Below are 16,151 nucleotides of genomic sequence, written 5' to 3'. Positions count from 1 at the left end.
TCGCCCTCGCCGCGCCTAGCCGACGAAGCCGGCGGCGCGCTTCAGCCGGTCGTTGATCGCCTCGCCCAGCCCCTCGTGCGGGATCGGGGCGACGGCGATGGCCGCGGGATCTGTGCGGTCGGCGTCGCGCAGATAGGCGAACAGGCGCGCGGCGGCCTCGCGCAGGTCGCCCGTGGGGCTGAGGTTCCAGCGATGCTCGCCGGGCCCGAAGGCCAGATACGCCTCCCCCGGCTGCGGGGCGTCGGCGTTCAGCCGGACCGGCGCCTTGGGCGAATAGTGGCGGGCCAGCCGGCCGGGCGAGCGCTTGGCGTCGGCCTCGGCCTCGGCCAGCGGGCCGATCACCGCCTCGATCTGCTGGCGCGTGACCGAGCCGGGCCGCAGCAGCCGCGGCTGGTCGAGCAGCGCGACCACCGTCGATTCCAGGCCCACCTCGCAGGGGCCGCCGTCAAGCGCGGCCGCCACCTTGTCGCCCGTCTCTTCCATGGCGTCGGCGTAGTTGGTGGGGCTGGGCCGCCCCGAGCGGTTGGCCGACGGCGCCACCACCGGCCCGCCGAACCGCGTCAGCAGCGCGCGGGCCAGCGGATGGGCCGGAACGCGCACCGCTACGGTGTCGAGGCCGGCGCGGGCCAGGTCGCTCACCGCCACAGGATCGGCGACCGGCAGCACCAGGGTCAGGGGACCGGGCCAAAACGCCTGCGCCAGCGCCCGGGCGCGGTCGTCGAAGACCGCGATCTTCTGGGCGCCCGCCAGGTCGGCGACGTGCGAGATCAGCGGATTGAAGCTCGGCCGGCCCTTGGCCTCGAAGATCGCCGCCACCGCCTGCGGATCGCCGGCGTCGCCCGCCAGCCCGTAGACCGTCTCGGTCGGCAGGATGACCAGCTGGCCCTCGCGCAGCGCCCGGACCGCGGCGTCTAGCGCCGCGTCGCCGTCAGGTTGACGCTGACCTTCACCTCGGCCGGAATTTGATCGGTGTTCTTCCACTCGCCCTGTCCGACGCCAAAGGCCGTGCGGTCGAGCGTGGTTACACCGCTGACGCGCGCCTTGTCGCCCTCGATCTTGAGCGTGAACGGCAGCCGCAGCGGGTGGCTCGCCCCGCGCAGGGCGAGCGTTCCATGGGCGACGTAGCGGTTCTCGCCGGTCTTCTCGAAGCGGGTGGCGGTGAAGGTCGCCTTCGGGTGCTCGGCGGTGTCGAACCAGTCCGCGCCCTGCAGGGACTCGTCGCGCTGCGCATCGCCGCTGACCGCCGAGGCCAGATCGATGCCGACGCTGACCTTGGAGCGGTCGAGCGCGTCGGGGCTGAACAGGATGTCGGCGTTCCAGCGGTCGAAACGGCCCTCGATCGCCACCCCGCCCCAGGCGGTCGCAAAGCCCAGGGTCGATCCGGCGTCGACCTTCCAGGCCGGCGCGGCCGCCTCAGTCGGCGTCTCCGCGGCGGGCGCGGTTTCGACGACCGCCGGCGCGGCGGCTTGCGGCGCTTCGATCGGCGCCTCTGCGACCACCTGCGGCGGAGGCGGCAGGGGCTTGCTGGCCGGCGGCGCGGGCCGCACGGCATAGCCGGCGGCGACGGTCGCCAGGGCGGCGGCCGCGATGGCGATCAGCCGCGGGTCGAACCAGGCGCCCGGCCGGGCTCCGGGGGCCATGTGCGCCGTGCTTGCTAAACAGCTGGTGCTTCAGCGCCCCGGCCACGTGCAGCGCGACCAGGATATAGGCGCCCCAGGCCAGGACCTCGTGGCCGGTTTCGCCGAACCCGTGCCAGGCGCGCTTGGCCGGCTCGGCCAGGTGCGCGAGCCCCGGCAGGTGCGGCCAGGGGATGACGCCGTAGAGCAGGGTCGGCACCTGGATCCGGCTCGCCGAGACCATGATCCAACCGGTGATCGGCAGGCCGATCATGATCAGGTAGAGCCCAACGTGCGCGACCTTGGCCAGCGCCTTCTCCCAGGTCGCCATGCCGGCCGGCAGCGGCGGCGGGCGGTGGGTCAGGCGCCAGGCCAGCCGCAGCAGGCTGAGCAGCAGGATGGTGATCCCGATCGACTTGTGGAGCTGGACGAGGGCGAAGCCCTCGGGGGTCCGCCCGCCGCCCATCCGCCAGGCGATGATGATCTGGAACACGATGGCCGCGGCGATCAGCCAGTGCAGGACGATGGCGACGGCGCTGTAGCGGGCGTGCGCCTGGGCGGGCTCGGACATGGACGCTCTACTCTAACTCGAAGCGACGGCGAGCGCGCCGCACCCTCTGGCAGGTTCGTGGACGCCGTCCTGGAAAACCTGCCGCTAAGGCGCAGTTGCGTTCCAGATTCCCATATGGGCCGACCGGCCGGTCTGGCTAGCCCGAACCGCGCCGCGCGCCGCAACGCACCGTTCCGCCGGCTGCAACAGAAGGTCTGCGACCCCGGCCGTGGCCGGCGCGACGGCCCGATGTCGCACGCTCAACCCTCGCGTAATCAACGGCTTGCGTTTCGCAACTCGTGAACGCTTGGAGCGCCGCCGCACCTCCCCTAAAGAACGCCTGACATATCGGAGTTCAGCATGTCCTACCGCGCGCCCGTCCGTGACCTCGCCCTCTCGCTGCAGATCGCCGGCCATCCGGCGCTGGTATCCGGCGCCTTTGCCGAACTCGATGACGATACGGTCGCCGCCGTGCTGGAAGCGGCCGGGGCCTTCACCGAGGACCAGCTCGCCCCCCTGAACCGCCAGGGCGACCAGGTCGGCGCGCGCTACGAGAACGGCGCGGTGATCGCCGCGCCCGGCTTCGCCGACGCCTACCAGGCCTTCGTCGCCGGCGGCTGGAACTCGCTGTCGGCCGACCCCGAGCACGGCGGCCAGGGCCTGACCAAGGCCATGGAGCTGGCGGTGTTCGAGATGGTCCACGCCTCGAACATGGCCTTCGGTCTCTGCCCGATGCTGACCCAGGGCGCGATCGAGGCGCTCGACCTGCACGGCACCGAGCGCCAGAAATCCCTGGTGCTGCCCAAGCTGGTCTCGGGCGAATGGACCGGGACGATGAACCTGACCGAGCCGCAGGCCGGCTCGGATCTCGCCGCCGTCACCACGCGCGCCGAGCCCGACGGCGACGGCGGCTATCGCCTGTACGGCCAGAAGATTTTCATCACCTGGGGCGACCACGACGCGGCCGACAACATCTGCCACCTGGTGCTGGCCCGCCTGCCCGACTCGCCGCCCGGCGTGAAGGGCATCTCGCTGTTCCTGGCGACCAAGCGCGAGGTCCTCGACGACGGCTCCCTGGGGATCGCCAACGACCTGCGCGCCGGCTCGATCGAGCACAAGCTGGGCATCCACGGCTCGCCCACCTGCGTGATGCTGTTCGAGGGCGCCAAGGCCGAGCTGGTCGGCGAGATCAACAACGGCATCGCCCATATGTTCGTCATGATGAACGCCGCCCGGCTGCAGGTCGGCGTCCAGGGCGTCGGCATCGCCGAGCGCGCCTTCCAGCAGGCACTGGCCTTCGCCCAGGAGCGCAAGCAGGGCCGCGCGGTATGGTCGGCCGAATACCCGGCCCCGCTCTACGGCCACCCCGACGTGCGCCGCTCGCTGCTGCTGATGAAGGCCAAGATCGAGGCCGCCCGCGGCATCTGCATGACCACAGGCGTGCTGGCCGATCAGGCCCGCCTGGCGCCCAGCGAGGCCGAGCGCGCCACCGCCAAGGCCCGCCAGGAGCTACTGACCCCAATCGCCAAGGCCTGGTCGACCGACGTCGGCGTCGAGGTCGCCTCGATGGGGGTGCAGGTGCACGGCGGCATGGGCTTCATCGAGGAGACCGGCGCGGCCCAACACTATCGCGACGCCCGCATCGCCCCGATCTACGAAGGCACCAACGGGATCCAGGCCATCGACCTGATCGGCCGCAAGGTCGCGATGCAGGACGGGGCGGTGATGGACGCGCTCTGCGCCGAGATGCACGAGACGGTCCAGGCGCTGCAGGGCGATCCCGCGCTCGGCGGCGTCGCGGCCTATCTCGAAGCCGGGGTGGCGGCGCTGGAGCGCGCCACCGACTGGGTGCTGCAGAACAAGGGCCCCAACGCCCTGGCCGGCGCCACGCCCTATCTGAAGCTGGCCGGCGACGTGGTCGGCGGCTGGATGCTGGCCCGCCAGGCCCAGGCCGTGGCCGGCGGCGACGACGCCTGGAGCAAGAGCAAGGCCGCCCTGGCCCGCGTGTTCGCCAGCCAGGTCCTGGCCCAGGCCCCGGGCCTGGCGGCCGGGGTCATGGAAGGCGCCGACGACCTCGAAGCCGTCGGCGCTGAGGCTCTGGGCGCCTGACGCCCAGAGCCAAGCGGCCTTAAAGCTGGGCCAGCATGTAGTCGGCGGCCGAGACCTTGAACTCGCCCGGCGCTTCGACATTGAGTTCCTTCACGACGCCGTCCTCGACGATCATCGAGTAACGCTGCGAGCGGACGCCCATGCCGAACTTCGAGGCGTCCATCTCCAGGCCCAGCGCCTTGGTGAAGTCGCCGTTGCCGTCGCCCAGCATCAGGATGTCGCCCAGCACCGACTGGCTCTCGCCCCAGGCCTTCATGACGAAGGCGTCGTTGACCGACACGCAGGCGATGGCGTCCACGCCCTTGGCCTTGAAGTCGGCGAGGTGGTCCTTGAAGCCCGGCAGGTGGCGGGCCGAGCAGGTCGGGGTGAACGCTCCCGGAACCGCGAACAGCGCGACCTTCTTCCCGGCGAAGATCTCGTCCGTCGTCATCGGCTTGGGACCTTCGGCGGTCCCGGCGGAAAAGGTGGCGGCGGGCAGCTTGTCGCCGACTTTGATGGTCATGATCTGTCTCCCTGATCAGCTCAGCCCCACCAGATAGCGACCCCGGCGCAGGCATCAACGGCCTTGTGTAACGTGATGACTTGAAAGCGGCGCGATCGGCGTCACATTCGGAGAATGGGAGACGGCGAATTTCTTTCCGGCAAGATGCTGATCGCCATGCCCGGCATCGGCGACCCGCGCTTTGAGCGCGCCTTGGTGCTGATCTGCGCCCACGACGAGAGCCACGCCATGGGCATCGCCGTGAACCGGCCGGTCGAGGGCCTGACCCTGCCCGACCTGCTGGGCCGGCTAGACGTCAAGCCGAGCATCGAGATTCCGGCGGAACTGGTTCTGCTGGGCGGGCCGGTGGACCGAGAACGCGGCTTCGTCCTGCACACCGACGACTACACCGCCGGCGAGCACAGCCTGCACGTCGGCTGCGGCGTCTCGCTGACCGCGACCCGCGAGGTGCTGGAGGCGATCGCCGGCCATGGCGATCCGCCGCGTCGCTCGACCCTGGCGCTCGGCTATGCCGGCTGGGGCCCGGGCCAGTTGGAACGTGAGCTGCGCGAGAACGTCTGGCTGACCTGCGAGCCGGACGAGACGCTGATCTTCGGGACCGACCATGCCCACAAGTGGTCGAACGCCCTGGCCAAGATCGGGGTCGACGCCAGCCTGCTGACCTCGACCGCTGGCCGAGCCTAGCGCGCCCTAGCCGCGCGCCTTCACGGGCGCTGCGCCGTCGACATAGCTTTCGTTGAGATAGACCTCTGCCTCCTGCGGGGAGAGCGCCGGCGCGTAGCCGAAGCCCTGGCCGTAGTCGCAGCCCAGCGAGAGCAGCTGGCGGGCCATCTGGGCGTTCTCGACACCCTCGGCGACCACCTCCAGCGACAGGTCCTGGCCCAGCTTGACCACGGACGAGACGATCTTCGCCGAGCCCTCGTTGGTGGCCATGGTGCGCACGAAGTAGCGGTCGATCTTCAGGGTGTCGAACGGCAGCCGGGTCAGGTAGCTGAGCGACGAGAAGCCCGTGCCGAAATCGTCGAGCGCCAGGGCCGCGCCCGCCTCGCGCAGCTTGTACAGGATGATCGCCGCGCGGTCCGGGTCGCGCATGACGTCGCCTTCAGTGACTTCCAGCTTCAGCGCGCCGGGCGGCAGGCCCGTCTCGCGCCGGATCTCCAGCACGTCGGACACCAGGTCCGGGCGGTCGATTTCGCCGGTCGAAAGGTTCACCGCCACGGTCAGTTCGCCGGCCGCGCGGTGGTCTTGCCGCCAGCGGGCGAGCTGGGCGGCGGCCTGGCGCATCATCAGCGCGCCGAGCTCGCTCATCAGTCCCATCTCTTCGCAGAGCGGCAGGAACTGATCGGGGGTCAGCAGGCCGCGGCGCGGGTGGCGCCAGCGGACCAGCGCCTCGAAGCCCGAAAGCGCCCCGGTCGAGAGCCGAACGATGGGCTGGTAGAACGGTACGATCTCGTTGCGGCCGAGCGCCCCGCGCAGGTCGCTTTCCAACGCCAGCCGGGATAGCCCGTCGCTCTCCAGGCTGCGGCCATAGGCGGCCGCGCCGCTGCGCCCGCCGCTCTTGGCGGCTTCCACCGCCAGTTCGGCCCGGCGCAGCAGTTCGGCGGCCTCCGGCGCATCTTCACCCCCGACGGCCTCGACGGCGCCGATCGACAGGGTCGGGTGGATGTCGAAGCCAGCGACCCGCAGAGGCTGTTCCAGCGCCTGACGCAAGGTCTCGGCGGCCGGCTGGTCGCTGACCGTGGTCAGCACCGCGAATTCGTCCTCGCCGACCCGCGCCAGCAGCGCGTGCGGCGGGAAGGCGGCGGCCAGGCGCGACCCAAGCGCGGCCAGCACAAGGTCGGCGCGTTCGTGGCCCAGCGCCTCGTTCAGGCGGCGCAGGCGGTCGAGGTCGGCCACCACCAGCTCATGCTGGCCGGCATGGGCCAGGCGCTCGCGGGCGCGGGCGACGAAACTCTTGCGGTCGAGCAGACCGGTCAGGCCGTCCTGATCGGAGGCGGCGAACTTGGCTTCCGGCGCAACCACCCCGGCGGCGCGCAGGCCTTCCTCCAGCCACACGCCGCGCCAGATGCAGACGCCGCCGCCGCGCATGCGCAGTCGAACTGAAATTTCGGTGCCCGGTTCCTGGACGCGCAGGACGTCCTCGGCCAGCGCCCGATCCGGCGGCAGGGCCAGGGCGCGCATGGCCGCCGAGGAACATTCCGGCGCAAGCGGACCCAGCCCCAGCGCGCGCGAAGCGCCGGTCAGATGCAGGCGGTCCTTTTCGGGTTCCCAGAGCCACAGGGCCACATCGGCGGCGCCTAGCGCCTCCAAGGTCGCGGTTGCGTCCCAGCTCCAACGATCGTTCGGCATCGTCTCAAGACATTCCGGCCAACGCGCCGCAGAGCGGATCGGCCCACGACAGCCGAGCGCTAAACAGACACTCCTTCGTCCGGGCCCTCGTGCGCCCGCAAGGGAGACACAAGGCCGAACAACACATGATCGCGCCAGACGCCGTTAATTTTCAGATAAGCCTGGGCGAGACCTTCTTCCCGAAACCCGGCACGGTTGAGAAGTCGGCGCGACGGCTCGTTGCTGGGCAGGCAGGCTGCCTCCAGCCGGTGCAGGGCGAGCGTGCGGAAGGCGAAGACGGTCAGGGCTCGCGCCGCCCCCAGGGTTTGGCCTTGCCGGGCAAAGGGTTGGCCGCACCAGTAGCCGATCGAGCCCATCTGGGCGACGCCGCGCCTGACGTTCGATAGCGTGATCCCGCCGGTCAGGGCGTCGTCCCGCGTACGGAAGACAAAGAACGGATAGGCCGTTCCCGCCTCGCGATCACGCGCATAGGCGGTGAGCCTGCGGCGGAAGGCCGCACGGGTCAGATCGTCGGCCGGCCAGGTCGGCTCCCACGGCTGCAGGAATTCCTTGGACTGCATGCGCAGTTCGCGCCACTCGGCGAAGTCTGCGGCGCGGGGCGGACGCAGGCGCACGCCGTCGCCCTCGATGCGAAGTCCGCTTTCCGGCGCGATCCAGTCCAACAAGGCCATGGGCGGAACCTCGCGGGATGCGCGGAATCCGTCAAGCCGTCTGAGATCAGCCGAACAGCGCCCGATGGAAGGCCTCACCGGCCTTCATCGCGCCCTTGGGGCCAAGGATGCTGGCGGCCGCCGCGCCGGGGGCCAGCATCTGCGCGCCCAGACGGGCGATGTCGGCTGCCTCGACGGCGTCGATCTGCGCGGCGAGTTCGGCCGGCGGCAGGGTGCGGTCGAACAGCAGCACCTGGGCGGCGGCCTGTTCGGCCCGCGACAGCGGCTGCTCGCGCGCCATGAACATCGAAGCCTTGAGCTGGGCCTTGGCGCGGGCGAGTTCCGCGGCCTGTACGCCCGCGGCCATGCCCTTGATCTCCTCGGCCGCGACCTTGGCCAGTTCGACCGCGTCCTTGGCCGCGCAGCCGGCGAACACCCCGAGCACGCCAGTGTCGGCATAGGTCTCGGAATAGGCGTCAACCGCATAGGCCAGGCCGCGCTTCTCACGGGCCTCCTGGAACAGGCGCGAGGCCATGCCCCCGCCGAGGATCTCGGCGTAGAGCCGCAGCGCGAAATAGGCCTCTTCGCGCACGCCCACCGCCGGCAGCAGGAAGACCAGGTTGGCCTGCTCCAGCGCCTTAGGCGTGGTGCGCACGCCGCCGACGAAGGCGGCCGCCGCCGGCTCGCTGGCGCCCTGCCCGGCCGCGCCGCCGAAGTCGCGTTCGGCCAGGGCCAGCAGCTCGTCCTCGTCCACCGCGCCGGAAGCGCAGATCACCAGGGCGTCGGGGGCGTAGAGCGCGCTGCGCCAAGCCGACAAGGCGCCCGGGTCGGCGCGGCCGATGGACTCGTCTGTGCCGAGGATCGGCCGGCCCAGCGGCTGGCCGTGAAAGGCCGCGTCCTGGGCCATCTCGAACACGTGGTCATCGGGGGTGTCGGCCGCTTCGGCGATCTCCTGGCCGACGACCTGGATCTCGCGGGCGAGGTCGCCGGCGTCCATGGTCGGACGCAGTACGAGATCGGCGACCACGGCGCTGCCAAGATCCAACCCGCCCTTGAGCGCGCGGATCTGGAAGCTGGTGCGCTCATAGCCGGTAGCAGCGTTGATCTGGCCGCCCTCGGCCTCGATCACCTCGACGATATCGCGGGCCGACCGATCGCCCGCGCCCTTGAACACCATGTGTTCGAGCAGATGCGACCAGCCCGAGCGGGCCTCGTCCTCGGATCGCGCGCCGCGGCCGGCGACGACCGACAGCGCCAGGGTCTCAAGACCGTCGATCGGGTCGCAAACGACCCGGACCCCGTTCTTCAGGGTATGGATGTTGGGCAGAGCCTCAGCCTTCCGCAAAGGCCCTGACATAGGCCTTGATTGTCTCGGCGTCAGCCGGCAGGCGGTCGAAGCGCTCGGCCTTGCCGGCCAGATGCGCGGCGGTTCGCGGCATCACCGGGGTCTCGCCGGTGGCGGCCTCGACCGTCTCGGGGAACTTGGCGGGATGGGCGGTGGAGAGCACCACGATCGGGGCCGTGGTCACTCCGCGGGCCCGCTGCATGCCGCACACGCCGACGGCGGTGTGAGGATCGATCAGTTCGCCGGCGTCACGCAGGGTGGCGACGATCGTGCGGGTGGTGTCGCCCTCGCCCACCGCAACGCCGGTGAAGGTCTCGCGCATGGCGGCCAGTGCTTGAGGCGGGATGTCGACGCCGCCGGTCTCGGCGAAGGCGGCGAAGGCGCGGGCGGTCTCGACGCCGTCGCGGCGCACGCATTCAAAGTACAGGCGCTCGAAGTTCGAGGCCGACTGGATGTCCATGGCCGGCGACTGGGTCGGAGCGGTGACGCCGCGGACGTAACGGCCGTCTTCGAAGGCCCGCGCCAGGATGTCGTTGGAGTTGGTCGCCACGATGATGCGGTCGATGGTCAGGCCCATGCGCTTGGCGACATAGCCGGCGAACCCGTCGCCGAAGTTGCCCGACGGCACAGCGAACGAGACCGGCCGATGCGGCGCGCCCAGCGCCACGGCGGCGGTGAAGTAGTAGACGCTCTGGGCGACGATGCGGGCGAAGTTGATCGAGTTGACCGCCGACAGGCCGACCGACTGCTTGAGCGAGGCGTCGGACAACGAGGTCTTGAGGATCGCCTGGCAGTCGTCGAAGTCGCCGGCGACGGCCACGCAGCGGACGTTGTCCTCCTCGGCCGTGGTCATGAAGCGGCGCTGGACCTCGGAGATCCGGCCGTCCGGGAACATCACGACGATCTTGGTGTTGGCGCGGCCGCGGAAGGCCTCGACCGCCGCCCCGCCGGTGTCGCCGGACGTGGCGCAGAGGATGGTCTGGGTGCGCTTCTGCTGGCCCAGCACGTGGTCGGACAGGCGGGCCAGCAACTGCATGGCGACGTCTTTGAAGGCCAGGCTAGGACCGTGGAACAGTTCGGCGATGAAACCGCCGGGGCCGATCTGGCGCACCGGCACGACCGCGGCGTGGGTGAAGCTGGCATAGGCTTCGGCGCACATCTCGGCGAGGGTCTCGCCGTCGATCTCGTCGCCGACGAACTTGGCGAGCACCGCGGTGGCGACCTCGGCGTAGGGCCGGCCGGCGAAGGCGGCGATCTCGTCCCGCGTAAAGCTCGGCCACTCCTGCGGGACATACAGCCCGCCGTCCGGGGCCAGGCCCGCCAGGACCGCATCGACAAAGCCGACCGAGGGCGACTGCCCCCGCGTAGAGACGTACCGCATCAAGACTTCCGTGTTCGCCAGAGCATGGCGGCATAGACGCCGACCAGGGCGGCGGCAAGGCCGAACCAGGTCAGGGCGTATTCGAGGTGTCGGTTGGAGATCTCGGCCGGCAGCGGGGCCGGGTCCAGCGCCTGCCAATCGGGGTTGGACGAGGTCTCGGCCATAAGGAACAGCGGCGCGGGCGCATCGACCTTCAGGGCCTGGGCCATGGCGGGCACGTCGCGGACGTACCAACGATTGGCGGCGACGTCGTTGGCGGGACTGAACCGGTTTCCGACCTCGGGAACTCGCAGCACGCCGACCACCTCGACGGGCGCCAGGTCCGAGACATTGACCCGCGGCCGGGCGGAGACGTCGTCGCGCACGAAGCCGCGGTCGACCAGGATGCTCCGATAGCTGCCGCCGACCACGCGGCAGGCCGAGATCAGCCGCGAACCGGCCTTACCCTCGCGGACCGAATACAGCTCGAGATAGGGGGCGCTGGCCAGACCCGGACACGTCAGCCGGATCCGCGCGAAGTCGAGGTCGGCGCCGGCGGCCATCCGTTCAAGCGCCGCTTCGCCGCTCGTCGCGGGAGCCGCCTGCAGGGCCGCCACGCGGGCCAGCAGGGCTTCTTTCCAGTGCAGCCGCTGCAGCTGCCAGCTGCCGAGGCCGATCAGTATGGCGAGGGAGATGGCGACGGCGATCGTCAAGCCGACCGGAAAGCGCCCGGCGCGATCAGTCATGGCGCGCTTCCGAAGCCTTGTTGGCGAACTGAGCGGCCAGCAGCACGCCTTTCAGCGGCCTCAGCAGGCCGAGGCAGACGAACAGCGTCAGGGGCAGAAAGACGACGATGTGCACCCAGATCGGGGGCGAGAACGCCAGCTCGGTGAAGAGCAGGGCGAAGGCGCAGAGGAAGCCCGCGATCAGGATCACGAAGACCGCGGGACCATCTCCAGAGTCCGCCTTGGCCAGATCGTAGCCGCACCGCTCGCAGGCGGGGGCTACGGTCAGGAAGCCTTGGAACAGGCGTCCCTCTCCACAGTTCGGGCAGCGGCCGCGGAGGCCCGCCAGCAGCGGATTGGGACTGTCCATATCGGCGGGCCCTAGTGGCCCGCCCCGCCGAACACCACGTAGATGAAGGCGAACAGGAAGAGCCAGACGACGTCAACGAAGTGCCAGTACCAGGCGGCGGCTTCGAAGCCGAAGTGCTTCTGCGGGGTCATGCCGCCACGCAGCAGGCGGATCAGGCAAACGGCCAGGAAGATCGTCCCGATGAGGACGTGGAAGCCGTGGAAGCCGGTGGCCATGAAGAAGGCCGACCCGTAGAGGCCCGAATTCTCCGCGCCCTCGCCGCCGAAGAAGTACTTGTGCTCGAGGATGTGGTGGTACTCGTAGACCTGCACCATGGTGAAGATCGCGCCGAGCGCGATGGTCAGCGCCAGACCGATCTTCGTGCCCTTGCGGTCGCCTTGCTGCAGCGCGTGGTGCGCCCAGGTCACGGTGGTGCCCGACAGCAGCAGGATCAGGGTGTTCAGGAGCGGCAGGTTCCAGGCCGGAACCGTCTCGATGCCGGCCGGCGGCCAGGTGGCCCAGGCGGCGCGGACTTCCTCGATCGAGGACAGGGTCCGGTGGCCGTGGAACAGGGCCATTTCGAAGAAGATCCAGAACCAGGCGACGAAGAACATCACTTCGGAAGCGATGAACATGATCATGCCGTAGCGCAGGCCGATCGAAACGACCGGCGTGTGGTCGCCAGCCTTGGATTCCTTGATCACGTCCGACCACCAGCCGAACATGGTGTAGAGGACGCCGGCCAGGCCGGCCAGGAACAGCCACGGCGACTTCTCGACGCCGAACAGGCCCTTCATCCACATCACCAGGCCGAGCGCCATGATGGTCGCGGAGGCGGAGCCCACCAGCGGCCACGGGCTGGGCGGCAGCAGGTGGTAGTCGTGCTTAACTTCGCCGTGGGCCATTTCGGTCCTAACCCCTCTCAGATCTCACAGACGCCTGCCCCTCTCTCGGACCGGCGAATGACAATTCGCGTGTGCTATAGCCCCGCCTTGGCCGGAACGCCAAGGGCGGAAGAGTGCTTTGCCGCGGTGGCGTCGGCGCGTTTCTCGGCGCGCGCGGCCTCCACCGACGGGAAGAAGGTGTACGACAAGGTCACTTCGCCCTTGCCCTTGGTCTCGAAGTCGTCCGCAAACTTCGGATCGACGAAGTAGACGACCGGGAATTCGATGGTCGTCTTCGCCGGAATCGTCTGATCCGAGAAGCAGAAGCACTCGAGCTTCTGGAAATAGGCGCCGGCCGATTCGGGCACGACGTTGTAGATCGCGCGGCCCGTCTGCGGCTGGTCGCTGTTGTTGGTCACCTTGAAGAAGGCCAGGCCGGTCTGGCCGATCTTCACTTCCTGGGTGACCTGCTCGGCCGTGAAGGTCCACGGCAACTCGCGGATGTTGGCGTCGAAGCGAATCGTCAACTTGCGATCGAGCGCCTTGTCGGGCGCCGCGTCGGCCTTGCGCACGGTGCCGTCGAAGCCGGTGACCTGGCAGAACGCCTTGTAGAGCGGCACCGAGGCGAACGCCGCCCCGACCATGGCCACGAAGCCGCCGGCCGCGATCAGGGCGACCTTGCGGTTGCGCTTCTGCAGCGGCGTGCGTTCGGGCTTAGAAGGGCCGGTGGGCAACACTGCCTCCCAGACGCACGACGGTCACCACGAAGACCAGGACGACGAACAGCACCAGGCCCAACGCCAATGCGATATTGCGGCCACGCCGGGCGCGGGCTTCGACGGTCGGATCGGGGGTGGGCTCGCTCACTGGAAAACTCCGACGGCGGGCAGGTCGAGCAGGTGCTCGGCCAGCAGGGTCGCGAACAGAAGGGTCAGGTAGAGGATCGAGAACGCGAACAGGTTGCGCGCATCCTTGGAGCTGGCCTTCACGTCGTAGAGGCCGTCATCGTTGCGCTGGCCGCCGGTCTCGCCCGCCCGGCTGCGGAACACGCGCCAGGCGAGAACCAGGAACACCAGCCCGCCCAGGCCTGCGACCGCCAAATAGGTCATGCCGCCGAGACCGGTGAAGGCCGGCACGATGCACAGCGGGATGAACAGCAGGCTGTAGATCAGGATCTGCTTGCGGGTCGAGGCCGCGCCCGCGGTGACCGGCATCATCGGCACCCCGGCCTTCTGATAGTCCTCGCTGGTGTAGAGCGACAGCGCCCAGAAGTGCGGCGGCGTCCACATGAAGATGATCGCGCACAGCAGCCAGGCGTTCAGCGGCGCAGTTCCCGTCGCCGCCGCCCAGCCGATCACCGGCGGCAGCGCGCCAGCCAGGCCGCCGATGACGATGTTCTGCGGCGTCGAGCGCTTCAGCCACATCGTATAGACGACGGCGTAGAAGAAGATGGTGAAGGCCAGCAGGCCGGCGGCCAGCCAGTTGGTGGTCATGCCCAGCAGCATCACAGAGAACAGCGACAGCACCACGCCCATGGCCAGGGCGTCGGCGCCCTGCACCTTGCCGGACGGCACCGGACGCGCGCGCGTGCGGCGCATCTTGGCGTCGATGTCGGCGTCGTACCACATGTTGAAGGCGGCCGACGCTCCGGCCCCGACGGCGATGCAGAAGATCGCCACCGCGGCCAGCACCGGATTGACCGGCGCGTTGGCGCAGACCAGCCCGGTAATGGCGGTGAAGATGACCAGCGACATGACCCGCGGCTTCAGCAGCTGGACGTAGTCCTGCCACCGCGGGGGCGCGCTGGAGCGTGGAAGGGCTGGCGACATGGCCATCACAATACTCTCAAAACGACCGAAGGGCGCGCGCTGGAATGTCCCAGCCCGCGCCCCACAGAGGTCTTTGGGAGCCGGACCTAGTGGAGGTCCGGCTTGACCACCGGCAGTTCGTTGAACTGGTGGAACGGCGGCGGCGAGGACAGGGTCCACTCCAGCGTCGTCGCGCCTTCACCCCACGGATTGGCTTCGGCCTTGCGGCGGAAGATCATCGCGTCGAGCAGGACGACCAGGAAGACGCCGACCGCAGCCAGGGTCACCAGGTAGCCGACCGACGACACATGGTTCCAGAGGGTGAACGCGTCCGGATAGTCGATGTAGCGGCGCGGCATGCCTTGCAGGCCAAGGAAGTGCTGCGGGAAGAAGATCAGGTTCACGCCGACGAACATGATCCAGAAGTGCAGCTGGCCCAGCCACTCGCGGTACTTCACGCCGAAGATCTTCTCGAACCAGTAGTAGAAGCCCGCGAAGATCGCGAAGACGGCGCCCAGCGACAGCACGTAGTGGAAGTGCGCGACCACGTAGTAGGTGTCGTGCAGCGTGTAGTCGATGCCGGCGTTCGCCAGGACCACGCCGGTGACGCCGCCCACGGTGAACAGGAAGATGAAGCCCATCGCCCAGAGCATCGGCGTCTTGAAGTCGATGGAACCGCCCCACATCGTGGCGATCCAGGAGAAGATCTTCACGCCGGTGGGAACCGCGATGACCATCGTGGCGGCCACGAAGTAGGCGCGCAGGTTGATGCTCATGCCCACGGTGTACATGTGGTGGGCCCACACGACGAAGCCGATGAAGCCGATGGCCACCATGGCGTAGGCCATGGCCAGATAGCCGAACACCGGCTTGCGCGAGAAGGTCGACACGATGTGGCTGACGATGCCGAAGCCCGGCAGGATCAGGATGTACACTTCCGGGTGACCGAAGAACCAGAACAGGTGCTGGTACATGACGGGGTCGCCGCCGCCGGCCGCATCGAAGAAGTGGGTGTTAAAGTTACGGTCGGTCAGCAGCATGGTGATCGCGCCGGCCAGGACGGGCAGCGAGAGCAGCAGCAGGAAGACGGTGACCAGAACCGACCACACGAACAGCGGCATGCGGTGCAGGGTCATGCCCGGCGCGCGCATGTTGAAGATCGTGGTGATGAAGTTGATGGCGCCGAGGATCGACGAAGCGCCGGCGAGGTGGAGCGCCAGGATAGCGGCGTCCATCGACGGACCTGCGTGCCCTGTGGTCGAGAGCGGCGGATAAGCCGTCCAGCCGCCGCCGAAGCCCTTGCCCGGGCCGCCGTCGACGAACATCGACACCAGCAGCAGGATCCAGGCGGCCACCAGCAGCCAGAACGAAATATTGTTCATCCGCGGGAAGGCCATGTCCGGCGCGCCGATCATCAGCGGCACGAACCAGTTGCCGAAGCCGCCGATCATGGCCGGCATGACCATGAAGAAGATCATGATCAGGGCGTGCGCGGTGACCACGGCGTTGTAGCCATGCTTCGACTGCTCAACCAGCCCGAACAGCTGGATCGAGGAGCCTTCCTTGAAGATCTGGATGCCCGGTTCGGCGAGCTCCCAGCGGATCAGGCCGGAGAGGGCGCCGCCGACCAGGCCCGCCATGATGGCGAACAGCAGGTAGAGGGTCCCGATGTCCTTGTGGTTGGTCGAGAAGAACCAACGCGCGATGAAGCCTGGCTTGTGCTCGGCTTCGTGGTGATCGTGAGCTGCGGCTTGTGCCATCTTACTATGTCCTAGGCTCATTTCGCGGCCGGCGCCGCGGCGGGCGCGGCGGGTCGTACGCCCCCCCGTGTTCCCACCAAAAAAACACAACAACCCGACCCCCGACCACACCCCCGCCGCCGATACCACGCAGAACCACCAATC

17 protein-coding genes are annotated in these 16,151 nt (G+C 69.1%); 2 read left to right on the top strand and 15 right to left on the bottom strand.

All coding sequences use genetic code 11. The annotated features are described in order from the left end of the window. Window positions 1-15: 15 nt before the first annotated feature. From OUA97_RS17210 to OUA97_RS17200, 3 genes are read right to left on the bottom strand one after another with little or no spacing between them, the layout of a single operon-like run. Window positions 16-981 (bottom strand): L-threonylcarbamoyladenylate synthase, encoded by a 966-nt coding sequence (locus OUA97_RS17210; RefSeq protein ID WP_267233262.1) that lies wholly within the window; start codon window positions 979-981, stop codon window positions 16-18. Beyond that, window positions 912-1,499, bottom strand: a complete 588-nt coding sequence (locus OUA97_RS17205) for a YceI family protein (protein ID WP_267233261.1) — start codon at window positions 1,497-1,499, stop codon at window positions 912-914. Before OUA97_RS17205 ends, OUA97_RS17210 begins: the two co-directional genes overlap by 70 nt. After that, on the bottom strand, window positions 1,414-2,187 hold the full coding sequence (locus OUA97_RS17200) for a cytochrome b (protein WP_267233260.1): 774 nt from the start codon (window positions 2,185-2,187) through the stop codon (window positions 1,414-1,416). The genes OUA97_RS17205 and OUA97_RS17200 overlap by 86 nt, the downstream gene beginning before the upstream one ends. A gap of 339 nt (window positions 2,188-2,526) precedes the next feature. Between OUA97_RS17200 and OUA97_RS17195 the strand changes: the two genes are divergently transcribed. Further along, the gene (locus OUA97_RS17195) at window positions 2,527-4,275 is read left to right on the top strand and encodes an acyl-CoA dehydrogenase (protein WP_267233259.1); all 1,749 of its coding nucleotides are present in this window, start codon (window positions 2,527-2,529) and stop codon (window positions 4,273-4,275) included. A gap of 19 nt (window positions 4,276-4,294) precedes the next feature. Here the strand turns inward: OUA97_RS17195 and OUA97_RS17190 are convergent, their stop codons facing one another. After that, entirely contained in the window at window positions 4,295-4,777 is a 483-nt protein-coding gene (locus OUA97_RS17190) for a peroxiredoxin (RefSeq protein ID WP_267233258.1), read from the bottom strand. A gap of 114 nt (window positions 4,778-4,891) precedes the next feature. On the opposite strand from OUA97_RS17190, the gene OUA97_RS17185 reads away from it, so the two are divergent. Continuing rightward, on the top strand, window positions 4,892-5,461 hold the full coding sequence (locus tag OUA97_RS17185) for a YqgE/AlgH family protein (protein WP_267233257.1): 570 nt from the start codon (window positions 4,892-4,894) through the stop codon (window positions 5,459-5,461). A 6-nt stretch (window positions 5,462-5,467) separates the two neighbouring features. Here OUA97_RS17185 and OUA97_RS17180 read toward each other — a convergent pair whose 3' ends face one another. The 11 genes from OUA97_RS17180 to ctaD all read right to left on the bottom strand — a co-directional run bounded on the left by OUA97_RS17180 (window position 5,468) and on the right by ctaD (window position 16,007). Next, window positions 5,468-7,126: a putative bifunctional diguanylate cyclase/phosphodiesterase gene (locus OUA97_RS17180; RefSeq protein ID WP_267233256.1), complete on the bottom strand. Its 1,659-nt coding sequence runs from the start codon at window positions 7,124-7,126 to the stop codon at window positions 5,468-5,470. 59 nt (window positions 7,127-7,185) lie between these two features. Next, window positions 7,186-7,797, bottom strand: a complete 612-nt coding sequence (locus OUA97_RS17175) for a GNAT family N-acetyltransferase (protein WP_267233255.1) — start codon at window positions 7,795-7,797, stop codon at window positions 7,186-7,188. Between the two features lie 46 nt (window positions 7,798-7,843). After that, window positions 7,844-9,133, bottom strand: a complete 1,290-nt coding sequence (locus OUA97_RS17170) for a M16 family metallopeptidase (RefSeq protein ID WP_416362440.1) — start codon at window positions 9,131-9,133, stop codon at window positions 7,844-7,846. Further along, on the bottom strand, window positions 9,108-10,502 hold the full coding sequence (gene thrC, locus OUA97_RS17165) for a threonine synthase (protein ID WP_267233253.1): 1,395 nt from the start codon (window positions 10,500-10,502) through the stop codon (window positions 9,108-9,110). Before thrC ends, OUA97_RS17170 begins: the two co-directional genes overlap by 26 nt. Next, window positions 10,502-11,227, bottom strand: a complete 726-nt coding sequence (locus tag OUA97_RS17160) for an SURF1 family protein (RefSeq protein ID WP_267233252.1) — start codon at window positions 11,225-11,227, stop codon at window positions 10,502-10,504. Before OUA97_RS17160 ends, thrC begins: the two co-directional genes overlap by 1 nt. After that, window positions 11,220-11,576: a DUF983 domain-containing protein gene (locus OUA97_RS17155; RefSeq protein WP_267233251.1), complete on the bottom strand. Its 357-nt coding sequence runs from the start codon at window positions 11,574-11,576 to the stop codon at window positions 11,220-11,222. The genes OUA97_RS17160 and OUA97_RS17155 overlap by 8 nt, the downstream gene beginning before the upstream one ends. Before the next feature lie 11 nt (window positions 11,577-11,587). Beyond that, entirely contained in the window at window positions 11,588-12,460 is an 873-nt protein-coding gene (locus tag OUA97_RS17150) for a cytochrome c oxidase subunit 3 (RefSeq protein ID WP_267233250.1), read from the bottom strand. A gap of 74 nt (window positions 12,461-12,534) precedes the next feature. Continuing rightward, window positions 12,535-13,173 (bottom strand): cytochrome c oxidase assembly protein, encoded by a 639-nt coding sequence (locus OUA97_RS17145; protein WP_267233249.1) that lies wholly within the window; start codon window positions 13,171-13,173, stop codon window positions 12,535-12,537. Then, the gene (locus OUA97_RS17140) at window positions 13,154-13,306 is read right to left on the bottom strand and encodes a hypothetical protein (protein ID WP_267233248.1); all 153 of its coding nucleotides are present in this window, start codon (window positions 13,304-13,306) and stop codon (window positions 13,154-13,156) included. The genes OUA97_RS17145 and OUA97_RS17140 overlap by 20 nt, the downstream gene beginning before the upstream one ends. Beyond that, on the bottom strand, window positions 13,303-14,274 hold the full coding sequence (cyoE, locus tag OUA97_RS17135) for a heme o synthase (protein WP_267233247.1): 972 nt from the start codon (window positions 14,272-14,274) through the stop codon (window positions 13,303-13,305). The genes OUA97_RS17140 and cyoE overlap by 4 nt, the downstream gene beginning before the upstream one ends. A gap of 80 nt (window positions 14,275-14,354) precedes the next feature. Next, a complete protein-coding gene (gene ctaD / locus OUA97_RS17130; RefSeq protein ID WP_267233246.1) occupies window positions 14,355-16,007 on the bottom strand; it encodes a cytochrome c oxidase subunit I in 1,653 nt (550 codons plus the stop codon). Window positions 16,008-16,151: the final 144 nt, after the last annotated feature.

This window comes from Phenylobacterium sp. 58.2.17 (genome assembly GCF_026411515.1).
Classification (GTDB): Bacteria; Pseudomonadota; Alphaproteobacteria; order Caulobacterales; family Caulobacteraceae; genus Phenylobacterium.
This window is presented reverse-complemented; position numbering and strand designations above follow the sequence as displayed.